15 protein-coding genes are annotated in these 14,001 nt (G+C 56.1%); 2 read left to right on the plus strand and 13 right to left on the minus strand.

Going from position 1 to position 14,001, the window contains the following annotated elements; all coding sequences use genetic code 11:
• Positions 1-48: 48 nt before the first annotated feature.
• Together ACR0JE_RS16610 and ACR0JE_RS16615 are read left to right on the plus strand one after the other, a co-directional pair.
• On the plus strand, positions 49-897 hold the full coding sequence (locus ACR0JE_RS16610) for an MBL fold metallo-hydrolase (RefSeq protein ID WP_480864973.1): 849 nt from the start codon (positions 49-51) through the stop codon (positions 895-897).
• Positions 894-1,838 (plus strand): MBL fold metallo-hydrolase, encoded by a 945-nt coding sequence (locus ACR0JE_RS16615; RefSeq protein WP_480864974.1) that lies wholly within the window; start codon positions 894-896, stop codon positions 1,836-1,838. Before ACR0JE_RS16610 ends, ACR0JE_RS16615 begins: the two co-directional genes overlap by 4 nt.
• A gap of 1 nt (position 1,839) precedes the next feature.
• On the opposite strand, the gene ACR0JE_RS16620 is transcribed toward ACR0JE_RS16615, so the two are convergent.
• From ACR0JE_RS16620 to ACR0JE_RS16680, 13 genes are all read right to left on the minus strand, one after another.
• Entirely contained in the window at positions 1,840-2,898 is a 1,059-nt protein-coding gene (locus ACR0JE_RS16620) for a YeeE/YedE family protein (RefSeq protein WP_480864975.1), read from the minus strand.
• Positions 2,899-2,950: 52 nt separating this feature from the next.
• Entirely contained in the window at positions 2,951-4,174 is a 1,224-nt protein-coding gene (gene hemA, locus ACR0JE_RS16625; RefSeq protein ID WP_480864976.1) for a 5-aminolevulinate synthase, read from the minus strand.
• A gap of 1 nt (position 4,175) precedes the next feature.
• Positions 4,176-4,610 carry a DUF302 domain-containing protein gene (locus ACR0JE_RS16630; RefSeq protein WP_480499491.1) on the minus strand — a complete coding sequence of 145 codons (435 nt, stop codon included), beginning with the start codon at positions 4,608-4,610 and terminating at the stop codon, positions 4,176-4,178.
• An 80-nt stretch (positions 4,611-4,690) separates the two neighbouring features.
• A complete protein-coding gene (locus tag ACR0JE_RS16635) occupies positions 4,691-5,953 on the minus strand; it encodes an FCSD flavin-binding domain-containing protein (protein ID WP_480551333.1) in 1,263 nt (420 codons plus the stop codon).
• Positions 5,954-5,977: 24 nt separating this feature from the next.
• Positions 5,978-6,685 carry a c-type cytochrome gene (locus ACR0JE_RS16640; RefSeq protein ID WP_480545106.1) on the minus strand — a complete coding sequence of 236 codons (708 nt, stop codon included), beginning with the start codon at positions 6,683-6,685 and terminating at the stop codon, positions 5,978-5,980.
• Positions 6,686-6,687: 2 nt separating this feature from the next.
• Positions 6,688-8,013, minus strand: coding sequence for a c-type cytochrome (locus ACR0JE_RS16645; RefSeq protein ID WP_480864977.1), 1,326 nt, complete (start codon positions 8,011-8,013; stop codon positions 6,688-6,690).
• Positions 7,997-9,259: a sulfite dehydrogenase gene (gene soxC / locus ACR0JE_RS16650; protein WP_480865010.1), complete on the minus strand. Its 1,263-nt coding sequence runs from the start codon at positions 9,257-9,259 to the stop codon at positions 7,997-7,999. The genes ACR0JE_RS16645 and soxC overlap by 17 nt, the downstream gene beginning before the upstream one ends.
• Before the next feature lie 25 nt (positions 9,260-9,284).
• Positions 9,285-10,982, minus strand: a complete 1,698-nt coding sequence (gene soxB / locus ACR0JE_RS16655; protein WP_480864978.1) for a thiosulfohydrolase SoxB — start codon at positions 10,980-10,982, stop codon at positions 9,285-9,287.
• A gap of 87 nt (positions 10,983-11,069) precedes the next feature.
• Positions 11,070-11,915, minus strand: a complete 846-nt coding sequence (gene soxA, locus ACR0JE_RS16660) for a sulfur oxidation c-type cytochrome SoxA (RefSeq protein WP_480864979.1) — start codon at positions 11,913-11,915, stop codon at positions 11,070-11,072.
• 69 nt (positions 11,916-11,984) lie between these two features.
• Positions 11,985-12,314, minus strand: a complete 330-nt coding sequence (gene soxZ, locus ACR0JE_RS16665) for a thiosulfate oxidation carrier complex protein SoxZ (RefSeq protein WP_353010669.1) — start codon at positions 12,312-12,314, stop codon at positions 11,985-11,987.
• 34 nt (positions 12,315-12,348) lie between these two features.
• Positions 12,349-12,765, minus strand: a complete 417-nt coding sequence (gene soxY, locus ACR0JE_RS16670) for a thiosulfate oxidation carrier protein SoxY (protein ID WP_480864980.1) — start codon at positions 12,763-12,765, stop codon at positions 12,349-12,351.
• 46 nt (positions 12,766-12,811) lie between these two features.
• Positions 12,812-13,288 (minus strand): sulfur oxidation c-type cytochrome SoxX, encoded by a 477-nt coding sequence (gene soxX / locus ACR0JE_RS16675; protein ID WP_480864981.1) that lies wholly within the window; start codon positions 13,286-13,288, stop codon positions 12,812-12,814.
• Positions 13,289-13,419: 131 nt separating this feature from the next.
• Complete coding sequence (locus ACR0JE_RS16680) at positions 13,420-13,998, minus strand: thioredoxin family protein (protein WP_480545099.1); 579 nt, start codon at positions 13,996-13,998, stop codon at positions 13,420-13,422.
• Between the last annotated feature and the right edge of the window lie 3 nt (positions 13,999-14,001).

Here is a 14,001-nt window from a genome sequence, read left to right on the forward strand (position 1 = left end):
TTTTTACGTAATGCTACCTGCCTTGCAGCACTCGGAGCTCAATCCAAGGTGGTACTGGCGGAATTGCAAATCGGCTCATCTGGCAGGTTGCAAACATTATCTGATGGATATCTGACCATACCGCCAGAAATGGTCTTTGGATCGATGCCGCAGGATGAGCTGACGCCGTTTCTGAAGCACAGACAGATAGACGCGACAAGGTACGAGCCAGAGTGTAACGTGACGCTCTACCGAGATGGCACGAACACCGTACTCTTCGATGTCGGTGGAGGACCAGATTTTATGCCAACATCTGGCAAGCTGCTGGATACTCTTTCCGCCGTGAATCTCACCCCCGAAGACGTTACCCATGTGGTCTTCACCCATGCGCATCCTGACCATATCTGGGGCGTTCTGGACGACTTTGACGACATGCTGTTCGCCAACGCCACGCATTACTTCGGTCGCACCGAATGGGACTATTGGTGGAACCCCGCAACGGTTGAAACGATTGGCGAAGATCGCGCCGCGTTTGCAGTCGGCGCGAAGCGGCGCATGGGAGCGATCGAGGATCAGGTCATGTTCTTCGATGACGGGCAAGAAATCCTGCCGGGTATCGCCGCGCGCGCCAGCCTTGGGCACACACCCGGACATATGGCGTTTGAAATTCGCGAAGGCAGTGACTCGGTAATGGTTGTGGGCGACGCGCTTGGCAATCCCCATGTCGCCTTTGAACGCCCGGACTGGTACAGCGGCGCGGATCAGGACCCTCAGACCGCTGCCGCCACACGCAGCCTTCTGCTGGATCAGCTTGCTGAAGAACAGATGAAAGTTATTGGGTTTCATCTGCCAGATGGTGGGATTGGCCGGGTCGAAAAGACAGGCTCGGCATATCGATTCATAGGAGAGCCGTCATGATACGATCACTTTTGACTATCTTCGCCATAGCCGCACCCGCCTGGGCCAGCGAAGACATCGCTGATAAATATCCGCAAAGCGCTCTCTACTCCAAGCCAGTCGAATACATCCCCGGCGTCTATTCTGCCATTGGCGCAACCGCGCCACCGACCTACGAAAACGCAGGCCACAACAACAACCTCAGCTTCATCGTCACCACAGAAGGCGTGGTTGTTGTAAACGGCGGAGCCGCCTATGTGTTGGCGCAAGCGCTACATCAGGAAATTCAGGCGATCACGGATCAGCCGGTCAAGCTTGTCTTCAACGAGAATGGTCAGGGGCACGCGATGCTCGGCAACGCCTACTGGTCGGAACTTGGCATTCCAATCGTGGCGCATTCGGATGCGGCCGCGGAATTTGAGGAATATGGCCCCCAGATTCTGGAGGGCATGCAGCGATACAATCGCGACAAGGCAGAAGGAACCTTTTTGGCTGGTCCGACCGAGACATTCGATGACGAATATGTGGTTGAGATGGGCGATTTTCGGATTGAGGCCAAATACCTCGGACCTGCCCACAGCCCTGGCGATATCTCAATCTGGTTGCCAAATCAAAGCCTTGTCATCGCCGGAGATATGGCATTTCACGAACGTATGCTGCCGATCTTTCAGGAGACCTATACAGCGGATTGGCTGGAAACCTGGGACAACGCGTTCGAGCCTTTGGGCGCTACGTATGTGATACCCGGTCACGGCCACCCGACAAACATGGATCAGGTGCGCCGCTACACGCGCGACTATCTGATATACCTGCGTGGCAAAGTGCAGGAGCATATGGATGCAGGCGGCGATCTGGCCGAAGCCTACTATGTCGATCAATCCCCTTATGCCCATCTGGACACGTTCGAAGAACTGGCGACCAAAAATGCCGGGCGCGTTTTTGAACAAATGGAATTTGAATAGTTCAGGATCGCTGCAGGGCAGGCAGTCGCGTTGCGAAGCGATGTGTAGCTATCGCCCCGACCCACATAAAGAACACCGCAAGCCAAGCGGTCAGGGACAGGGCGGACCCTCCGGACAGCCCTGCCCCCACGGCGCAACCGCCTGCCAGCATGGCTCCAAATCCCATAAGGGCAGCGCCAACAAGGTAGCGTTCCATCGGGGTGTCATTGCCGAACCGTTCGATCTTCCATTCTCCGGCATAAATAGCTGAAGCCGCAGCCCCGAAGGCAACACCCGGAACCAGGCCGATACCAAAGGACAATGCAACGTTTGGTTTGGCGACCAAAGCCATCAAAGTATCTGTGGCCGGACCGGTGAAGGTAATCGAAGACACGGGCACGACTTCGAAAGAAGTCTGCGCAATTGCGAAGGTCATCAACCAGCCGAACGCGACCGCCATCCCAACGCCTGCGGCAGACACGATCCGTATAGGCGCGACACGCCGGTAGACCGCGAATGCGGTTGCCAGAACCAAACCCAGCGTTGCGATAGCTGTGTAAGCCTTTGGCGACAATCCAAGCAACTCTGACAGATCGCGCGATGCGCCACCCGAAATCGTCCAGAGGCCAAAAAGCGTTTCACGGGCGGGGCTAAGAACACCTGTGTAAGCCGCCTGGGCCACCAATGTCAGGACCAGCCCGGTCACCAGAGCGCGTAGATTTCCGCAGGATGCCAAAACCAACAGGCGCGATGCACAACCGCGTGCCAGTATCATACCCGCACCAAACATCGCGCCACCGAGGATGGCGCCGCTCAGGCTACCGGTCGAGGCGATTGCACGTGTCTCAGACAGGTCCAACTGATCAAAAACGACAAGCCCCTGTACCATGGTCAGAGCCGTGGTGAAGGCGACCAGCCAAACCGCCAAACGCGGACCAAACGCACCCTCGGCGACTTCGACGGTCGATGCCCGTAGGCAGAAATGAGACTTTTGAGCCGTCGCACCGAACAGGATGCCAACAAGCATTCCGGCGCATGCCAAAGCGCCTTGGTCACCCAGGAAATCAATGAGCTTTTCCATCCGCGGAAACTCTCACACCGTTGCGGTTGCGTCTTTGTCTTCGGTCAAGTTGTCATTGCGCGGCCATCGGCCTACGCGCCAATTGGCATTGCGTCCACAACTCAGCCAATGCAGAAACCAGACGATCCACGTCTTCATTAGAATGCACGGGCGACGGCGTTATCCGTAGACGTTCCGTTCCTTTCGGGACGGTCGGGTAGTTGATGGGTTGGATATAGATCCCGTAGTCGCGCATCAGAACATCCGAGATGAAGCGGCACTTGACCGGATCGCCGACCATGACCGGGATGATGTGACTTGGGTTCGGCGTATGCGGAATGCCCAGATCGTCCAGCCTGTCCCGAACCTCGCGCACGCGCTGCTGGTGCAGATGTCGTTCAGCATTGCCGTGCTTCAGATACCGAACCGAAGCCGCAGCCGCTGCGGCGACGGCTGGCGGTAGTGCGGTGGTAAAGATAAACCCGCTGGCAAAAGACCGGACAAAATCGACAAGTTCGTGCGATGCCGCGATGTATCCGCCGACAACACCGAAGGCTTTGCCCAATGTCCCTTCGATGACGGTCAGTCGATCCATCAGGCCTTCACGCTCGGCAATACCACCGCCGCGCGGACCGTAAAGCCCAACCGCGTGAACCTCATCCAAATAGGTCATCGCGCAATAACGATCCGCCAGATCACAGATGTCTGCAATCGGCGCGATGTCACCGTCCATGGAATAGACACTTTCGAACGCTATCAGCTTGGGCGCATTGGCGGGCAGATCAGCAAGATGCCGTTCAAGGTCCGCAACATCGTTATGTTTCCAAATCCGCTTCTGACAACGGCTGTGGCGGATGCCTTCGATCATCGAGGCGTGGTTTAGCTCATCCGACAAAACCGTGATGCCGGGGATGCGCGATGCCAAAGTGCCCAGCGCGGCCCAGTTCGACACATATCCGGATGTAAACAGCAAAGCCGCATCTTTATCGTGCAGATCCGCAAGTTCTTGTTCGAGCAAAACGTGCTGGTGAGTTGTCCCAGAGATGTTTCTTGTGCCCCCCGCGCCAGCACCGCTTTGGTCGATTGCGGCGTGCATGGCGGCAAGTACCTTTGGATGCTGCCCCATACCGAGATAGTCATTTGAGCACCAGACCGTGACGTTTTCGGGTCCATTCCCGGTGTAGCTGCGCGCCTTTGGAAACGCGCCGCACTGACGTTCGAGGTCTGCAAAAATCCGGTAGTTTCCGTCTTCTTGCAGCGGGTCCAATTGATCACGAAAGTACTGCTGATAGTTCATCTCAATCCCCGACGGCCTCTTCCACGATCTCGGACAACAGGGTCTGGACCTTTTGCATCGGTCCCTCGGGATAGCTTCGGTATCCCACCGTCACGCCATTGTCGTCTTCGGCCACGAAAATCCCATAGGGACAAAAGCCGATGTTCATCGGATCAGCTTCCATCACCTCGCGCGAGAGTTTTGCTGAGCAGAAAATGAAGATATCAGCGGCCGCGAATATCTGTTTGTCGCTGCCAACATCCGCACCTGTCCGATTCAGCATCTCGCCGACATGGCTTACATAATCGATGACCAGCCCCTGCCCGACTATCGCGGATTCAACGGCGAATGTGGCATCGTCGAAACTGCCGTCAAAAGGGGTGGTGATGACCTCTTGGGCCAGAGCCTGACCTGTGAGAACGGTGGAAAATACGGCCGCAGCAATAATGTGTTTCATGGTCTTTACACTCCTCCTGAACCGCATTTTCGCAGATTGTCTGTCGGGGGCTTTGACACCGGTCAAATCCCCCGCAGCCCTTAGCTGAACATGTCCGAGGTAATACCCGCATACCAACCCAGCGATTCCTCGTAGGTTGCTTTCCTCAGATCGGCATCTTCACCGGTTTGGCTGATAAAGCCGTCCACCTTGGCAATCTTCTCTGGCGTCGCCTCATAGGTCGCGCCAACCTTCACACCATCATTGGTGTCGATCAGCGACCAGCATGTGTTCGAGAACTTGGCCGGGAACACTTTGGACCCGGTCAATGCACCGCGCACGGCATTCGCACAGACCTTCGCCTGACTGTTGGCCGAAAAACCGGATTTCGGCATGTCGCCCTGCTGGCTCGCATCGCCAAGAACATAGATATCCGGATCCGCCTTCGAGGACATGTCAGCCGCATTCACCGGCGCCCAATTGCCATCGGTCACACCGGCCATTTCCGCAATACGTCCGGCCTTCATCGCCGGGATGACGTTGCAGACATCAACCTTGGTTTCTTCACCGTCGATCGTCACGGTCATTGCGTCCGGGTTCACGGAAACATTGCCACCGCCAAAGTCCTCTCCGATCCAATCGACCATACCTTCGTAGTGGTTTGCCCAGCCTTCCTGAAACAAAGCCATTTTCGAGAATTTCGGCTTGGGGTCGGCGACGATGATTTTTGCAGTTGGATTATTCTCTTTTAGAACATGGGCCACCATGGAAATACGCTCATAAGGCCCTGGTGGGCACCGGTATGGGTTTGGCGGCGCAACCATTGCATAAGTCCCGCCTTCAGGCATTGCCATAACCTGTGCTTTCAAAAGCTCGGTCTGCGATCCGGCCTTGTAGGCGTGCGGCATCTTATTCTGCGCTGAAACATCCCAGCCTTCGACCGCACCATCGACAAAGTCGATACCCGGGCTCAGGATCAGCTTGTCGTAGGGAACGGACCCGCCCCCAGCCAAGGACACCGTCTTGGCATCACGATCAACACCAACGGCCCAATCATGGACCACGTTGATCCCGTAGTTCGCCGCCAGAGCACCATAGCTGTGCGCGATATCCGAAAGCTCTTGAAACCCTGCCAGATAGAGGTTTGAGAAAAAGCAGGTATAGTAGGTCCGCGATGGCTCGATCAGAGTTACATCAATCTCACCTTTGCTGTCTTTGGCGATGTAGCGCGCGGCGGTTGCGCCACCCGCGCCACCACCAACAACAACGACACGGGGTTTGCCTTGCGCCAGCACCATCGGCGCCGATAGCCCAGCTGCCACAACACCTGCGGCCCCCAAGAATGTTCGTCTGTTGAATGTCATCGCGTTTCCTCCCGTATTGCGCTGTTATTCTGGATTATTGAAATAGGCCGCCAATGCCGCGATCTCGTCATTGCTCAGCCGTCCGGCAATCATCTGCATGACCGGATGAGGGCGCTGTTTGTCTTTGTAAGCATGCATCGCGACCACGAAATCTTCGTCTGGCCAGTAGACGATTGACGGGATGCCAGCGTCGCCCCCTTCGATCTGATGGCAGGTTGTACATTCGCTGCTGAGATAGGCGCCATATTCCGGGTCGCCCTGAATAGCCAGTATCGCCGGATCAACAGAATGATCCGTGCCCCTGGCCGTTGGATCCGCTTCGGGGATGTCCTGCGGATTATCAGAGAATCCGCGCAAAAAGGCGATGATGTTGGCGCGGTCCTCGGGGTCTTTCAGGCCCCGAAAACTCATCCGTGTTCCAGATGCAAATGCACGTGGATTTTCAATATAGGCCGATAGTGTATCAGCGTGCCATTCCAGGCCCGAATTTCCAGCACGCTCAAGGCTCTTGGAGTAATTGAACCCGTCAAGGCCTGCCGCTTTGCGTCCAAAAACGCCATTCAGATGCGGGCCGATTTTGTTTTTGGCACCCTCACCGACCTGATGACATCCTTTGCATTTGGCAAACACCACTTTTCCGGCTTCGGCGTCGCCCAGGTCTTCGGTTGCGCTGACCGACGAGGTGGTCGCTATAGCGACCGCCGCATGGGTCAGTATAGCCGACCAGCGCATGATCAGTTTCCGAACGACTTGAGATAGACGATCACAGCCTCGATATCGTCAGGTTTTCTAAGCCCCGCAAAAGACATCCGCGTGCCTTTCATGTACTCTTTGGGTTTCGTCAGGAAGGCCGCCATTTCCTGGTCGGTCCAGACAAGCCCCTCCTCAGCAGCAGCGTTCAAGGCCTTGGAGTATTTGAACCCTTCGACTGAGGCTGCATTGGCACCGATGATCCCGTTCAATACGGGCCCTGTACTGTTTTTTGCACTTTCGCCGACCTGATGACAGGCTTTGCATTTCTTGAAGACTTTCTCGCCAGCGGCAAACACTTCTTTCGTTCCGTCCGTATCGCTGGATTCCTGAATGGTTGGCGTTGCAGCAGCTTCGTCCTCAGGCTTTGACGCCGCAGTCGGAATGAACGAAGGACCTTCTGCCGTAAACTTTGGCAATTCGTCCGCGCTGGCGTCGTTCATGACCGAGTTTGAACCACCTTCGGGCGGCGTCTCCACCAAAAAGACAGAGCGCATCGTGACGGCGGCTTCTGACTTGCAATTCTCCATGCATGGCTCTTGCCGCCACTCGGCGTACTCAGTTTCAGGACGTACATCGACGACAAAGCCGTTCATGTTGTACATTTCAAAGTCGGCGAAGTTGTCGTGGTTGAGCTCGAAGTCGTCATCCACAAGATCGTTCGAATACAAGATGTAGGCGACGATCGCATAGGTTTCATCCGCGGTCAGCGTACCTGCTTCGCCAAAGGGCATAGAGCGGGAAATATAATCCCAAGCAGTCGACAGATGCGGCCAATAAGAGCCAACAGTTTTCACTGGATCTTCGTCAGCGAGCGTATCGAAACCACCGGCCAGAACAGGCCAATTGGCGGCCCCTTCGGCAAATTCCCCATGGCAAGAGGCGCAGCGGTCGACAAATACCTCTTCTCCGCTCCACACATCGCCTGATCCAACGGGCAAGCCACGGCCGTCGGGCAAGACGTCAACGTCCCAGGCCGCGATCTCTTGCTCCAGCGCGGGGCGCCCAAGCCCATATGTGCTTTCGCTGCTGGGCGCAGGCGCGGTCAGGTTCATCCCGTTTGCGACCCGCTCGGCCGCTGCGGTCTGGATTTCTTCGACCTTGGCCGCCAGTTCGGCTGCCCGGCTGGCTTCTGCTTGCGCGCTTTCCTGGGCTGTAGCTGCGTGCGCCTCAACTTGACTGATCCGGGTTTCCAAGGTTTCTATCTGCGATTGGCCGTAGTTCCGGTTCGCAATAGCCACTGCCGCCGCAAGCACCAACGCAGTGCCGCCGAATACGGGCAAGAAAACATGACTAAGAGACTTCGACATTCTCGGCGATCCCTTCTGCGCTCACGTACCAAGTCTGGATACAGTTGTTGTGGTAGACCGAGTTCTCTCCGCGCTTTTCGCGCAGTTGGTCTTTGGTTGGCTGCACATAACCGGTCTCATCTATCGCCCGGGCCTGCAAAAGCATTGGTGCTCCGTCCCAGTTCGTGTCGAGATAGAAACGCGTCAAAGCCTTGCTTTCCCCCTGCTTGCCAAGACGCGCCGTCTCCCAAGTAATCCCACCGTCCTTGGACACATCGACCCGCGTAATTTGTCCGTGGCCTGACCATGCAAGCCCGGAAATGACCAGCGGACCCGGCCCGTGTTTGATCGGCATTTGCGGACTGGGTGAGGTGATGACGGATTTGGCGTCCATCACCCAGGTCCACTTCTGGGCTGTACCGTCCTCGTAAACATCGGTGTATTTTGAGGTTTCTTCGCGGCTTTCGACCGCCATATCGACGACCTCGATCCGGCGCAGCCACTTGACCCACATGTTGCCTTCCCAACCCGGCACGACCAGTCGCACGGGGTATCCATGTTCCATGCGCAGTGCTTCACCATTTGCCTTGAAAGCCACCAGCACGTCATCCAGCGCTTTTTCCATCGGGATGGAGCGACCATTGGATGACGCGTCTGCGCCTTCGACGTAGACCCATTTGTCGGGTGAGATATCGGCGCCTGCTTCCTGCAGCAGCGTGCGCAGAGGAACACCGGTGTATTCCATGTTGTGGATCATGCCATGGGTGAATTGAACACCGTTGAGCTGCGCACCGGCCCATTCCATCCCTGTGTTCGCCGCGCATTCGCAGAAATACACGTGGTTTTCGCGAGGGAAACGTTCGATATCGTCATAGGTGAAGACCAGCGGGCGATCGACCAGCCCGTTGATCATCAGGCGATAGTCTTCCTTACGCAGCTCGATCGCGCCCGAGTGGTGGCGTTCAAAGGCGCAGCCTTGCGGCGTGATCGTGCCTTCAAGCGCATGGATCGGAGTGAAGTTGATCGACGAAATAGGAGAGGCGGTCAGCCATTCCACGTTGCGCCGAACGACATGAGATTCGAAGCTGATCGGCATGCCATAAGGTGACTCATCGACACCGGCACCCGTGTAGGACGCCCAATCCTGCAGCTCGGTTATCAGTGGATCGGGCGTGTCAGCCACTGCCGCACCCGCAACTGACCCTGCGGCGACCGCAACACTGCCTTTCAGGAAGGCCCGGCGGGACGGTTTGAACGCGTCATCCATATCTCTTAAGGTCTCCATTGGTTTCTTAAGCGCCCACAACATCGACGCTGGTGTTCTCTTGCACCGTGACGGTGCCAAGGTTGCGAATGTGTTTTTCGACGACATCCCAGATCGGCGGACCTTCGGTGCCTTCGTTGACGCTGGCCCAACCGGCCACGACGTAGGTTTTTGATGGATCAATCGCTTCACCCGTTTTGAGCAGAGTCATTTCGCTGATCCGCTGCCCTTGCGGCTTGGTCACATCGATGCGGTAGCCAAGACCACCCACGCGCACCATGTCACCGCCCTGCTGGTAGTAAGGGTCGGGATTGAACAGGTTGTCACCGACATCTTCGAGGATCACATGGATGAATTCGCCTGTCATTTCTGTGCGATAGGCATTGGGATATGACATCGATGTGACGTTCCAGATGTCCTCGCGCGTGATATCTTGTCCCGGCAGGATTGAGGGTCCCCAACGGACGCCAGGCGACATCGCGATGTCTGCCTCACGCTCATTGATCAGGGCATCGCAAATCAGGTCATCCCAGGTGCCGTTAAAGTTGCCGCGGCGATAGAGCAACGAATCCGTTTTTCCAATCACCTCGCTCAGCGCAGCCTCGTACGGCGCGCGCTGATCATTTATCAGAGCGGTGATCGCAGGATCAGGAGCGATGACGTCAGAGAAGATCGGGATCAGCTTGTGCTTCAGCCCCATCATCTGCCCGTCCCTCACGTCGAGATCGACGCGGCTGACGAATTTTCCGTTCGAGCCAGACGCGATGATATGCGTTTTTCCCACGAGAACAGGTTCCGGCAGTGCATCATGAGTGTGGCCGCTGAGGATCACGTCGATCCCCTGCACCCGGCCCGCCATCTTCTTGTCGACGTCAAAGCCGTTATGGCTGAGGACAACGACAACATCGGCACCGGCGGCACGCACCTCATCGACCATGGCCTGCATGTTCTCATCCCTGATACCGAACGAGTATTCGGGGAACATCCAGCCCGGGTTCGCAATGGGCATGTAGGGAAAGGCCTGGCCGATCACGGCGACCTTTGCGCCGCCTCGGTCAAAGAACTTGTAGGGCTGGAACAGCTCAGCAGGTTCATCCCATTCGGCGTCAAAGATGTTCTGACCCAAGGCCGCAAAGGGCAAACCTTCGACAATTTCATTCACGCGGTCGCTGCCCAACGTGAACTCCCAATGGAACGTCATCGCATCGGGTTTCAGCGCGTTCATGACATTGACCATATCCTGACCCGCCGTCTGATAGCAGGTGTAAGACCCGTGCCAGGTGTCGCCTCCATCCAATAGAAGCGCATCGGGACGGTCAGCACGAATGGCGTTGATGACAGTTGAGACGCGGTCCAATCCACCGACCCGACCGTAGGCCTTCGCTAGCGCAGAGAAATCGTTGTAGGTCAGCACATAGGCCGACGGGCTTCCATCTTCGATCCCGTAGGCCTTGCGGAACGCCGCCCCGGTGACATGTGGCATCTGCCCTCGCGCATCGCCGATACCAAGGTTGATCTCGGGTTCACGGAAGTAGATCGGTTTGAGCTGCGCATGGATGTCAGTGACATGGATCAGGCTGATGTTGCCAAAAGTCTCGAACTCCAACAGTTGATCCTGTGTCAGGCTTTGCTGTGCGGCAAGTCTGGCCCAATTGCCGAAACCGGACGCCCCATAGAGCGACGAGGCCGCCATTGAAACCTGTAAGAAGTCACGTCGGGAGATCATCAATCAGCTTTCCTATTTCACATATAAATATGTGAATGTTATTTCTGCTAAAAACCCGCGCAAAGCATTGCTTGCGCGGGGCCGTTGTTACTGGCGCACAGCCGGGGTTTCGACTGAAAGCCCATTGCCTCGGGATGCTACATACAGCTCCAAGGCGCGGAACTCGTCTGACCCTTCGGCAAAAGTTTCTGCCCGCGTATCGCGAATGCAGCCGCGGAACCGATTATGGCGCGAAATCAGTTTGGCCTGTTTCAGGCGATAGGTCGGGAACCCGTTGATCATACCCTGGCTCAGGTGGTCGGCACGGATCATGTTGCCCCAGTTGTCTTCGTGACAATTTGCGCAGCTTAGCTCTAGCTGGCCGTAGCGGGTGTAGTACATGTCCTTGCCCTGCTTCCAATACGGGGCGGCATCGCCATCGATCGCCACATTCATTGGCATTCCGCGCGACTGCAAACCGATCAGAGCGACCATCCCCTGCATATCGCCTCCGGACCATTTCCAGGCATCCGCTTCCATACGGTCCGTGCGACATTTGTTGATCAGGTCTTCCATGACAACCAGCTTGCCGCTTTCAGCATCAACCTTGGGCATAGACGCGTGAAGCCCTTCAAAGCTCTCTACCCCATCGTGGCAGGACGCACAGCTTTCACCGGCGGCGCCATCAACCGCCTCGAACAGGTCGATAGCCTGATCGACAAAGATCATCGCCGGATTGTCAAAGTCATCAACTTGTAGCGCTTGCGTCTCATCCGTGCGGAAGTGCCAGCCCGAATAGATCGTATCCAGATTTTCCAGATGTGCCGGGGCCTCGGTCACCGAGGTCATGTCCAGCTCATCATTGATCACAAGACTGTCTTCATCCGGTCCGGCCATTGCTGCCACTGGGAAAGCCAGAATTGCCGCGATCGCCGTCAATGCCTTGGTATTCATTACGTTCCTCCCTTGGTGGATCAGCGCCAGCTTCTTGGACCAGCGCTGATCTGCCTTAGTGTCGAGCCGTCAGGCGATCTCGATCGATTTTTTCTCGTCGTAAACAGAACCGTCATCGTCGTACCAGGTGAAGACGAACTCACCGGCTTCGGGCACGACGGCTTCAAACTGGAAATACGGGTTGGTCGAAATCGCCGGCTCCATCGTCACATCAACCACCATTTCGCCATTAAACTCGCAGGTGAAACGGTTGATGATCGAACGCGGGATGACATTGCCTTCTTTGTCCTTGCGTTGGCCGCTTTCCATCTTGTGGCTGATCAGGGTTTTGATCGTGATGGTTTCACCAGCCGCGGCTGTCTTTGGAACCTTGACGCGGGGTTTTACACCGGATGCCATTGGGTACTCTCCTGTTCTTCAGGGCGCGTGGCGATCAGCCGCCGCAGCCGCCAATTGTCACTTTTACGGTCGCGGATGCCTTGGCGAAGCTGCCATCGGCCATCTTGGCCACGGCGATGACATCCTGTGTTCCGGCCAGACGGATGCGAGTTGATGCGGCTTGTTCAGCAGCCAACGGACCGAAATTGAAGGTTGCAACACCCGGTTCGGGGTTCCCGGCCGCGACAATCAGAATAGACGCTGCGCCCGGTGCGCTGACTTCGATTGGCACGGTGTTTCCGTTTTCGGCGATTTCCGGTGCAGTCAAAGTGACACCGCCATCAACCATATCCGCACCACCCGTAAACGCGGCAATCGCATCTTCAGCGGCCGCATTTGCGCGGAGCGGAATCATTGTCAGGAACGCGGCGCCCAGGCCAAGGGCCAGAGTCTCGCGGCGAGAGAGTTCCATTTTCAATCTCCTTTGAATCTTCGGAAAGTCACGCAAGAAGGCGCGGTTATTGTTCTTTCAGGGTCGCGAGAAACGCGACCACATCTTCAATTTCCTGTGCCGTCAGGATCGACGTCAAAGGCGCTGTCGGCGCTTTGCCTGTATAAGCATCGCCCGGGCGGATATAGCCATCATCCTTGTAGAAAGCGGGCATGACCGTTCCATCGAACGTCATCTTTGCATTTGCCACCAGCCCGCGCAGCTCGGCCTCGGACCAGCGATCACCCGCCCCATCCAGCATTGGCCCAACTTCGCCATGAAATGGAATGTCCGCCAAAGCCGAGACTGCGTGACAGGCCACACAGTTTCCTTTCGATTTATCCCCAACGATGAGCGCGCCGTTTGCAACATCACCAGCAACCCCGGTCAGAGAGACCTCGACTGCACCATAGTCATCATAGGTTACGTCTTTAGGGCCTGCATCCGCTACAAATGCGGCAACACCCGACACCGTGCAGACCAATGTTAAGAGTCTCAGCTTCATGATCCCTCCCATTTGCTACCGCGCCGATGGCGCTTTGCGACCCAAAGCTTTTGTGTACCGTAGTCGACGGGCACTGCTCTTCGCAACATTAAATTCATCTTATTGAATTTTTTTATTTGTAACGGCAGGCGCTAGTCTTGCGAAACATTGTTGCGCTCCTGAATGCGCCGCGCGTGATACCGTTGAAAATCTTCACCATTCTCAAGGTCGTAGCGTTTCTCATCAACCCAAGTGAAAAGATCCAAGGTTGTTGATTTTGAGAACGCCCCCGGCATGACAGCAACCGCTGCCTGGATTGCTGTGGCGTCTTCGGCAACCTCTTCAGGCAGAAAAACAAGCGTTGGGGTGAACAGAATCCCCCATTTGCGCATCAGGGCTCTTTGCTCTTCTTCTTGCCCGTCAAAGTCGGTTGCCGTGGTGCTGCCATGCAAATCCATCTGTACGACAAAGAAGTTTTCTTCGATATACGTTGCCAGATCGGGCTGTGGGAACACCTCCTCGTGCATCTTTTTACAATAGATGCAGCCCTGCTGTTCTATGAACAAAACCAACCGCTTACCTTCCCCCGCAGCCTCTTCAAGGTCCTCACGAAGGTCCTTGAACGTGTCACGCATCCACGGCGTTTTGTGCAGCCCGTCATCCCCCAGTTCAGCGGCAGAAGCTGGGGCGCTCACTAGAAGTAAGATCAGAATTAAAAAGGCTCGTTTCATAAA

Source organism: Ruegeria sp. H3 (assembly GCF_056533095.1).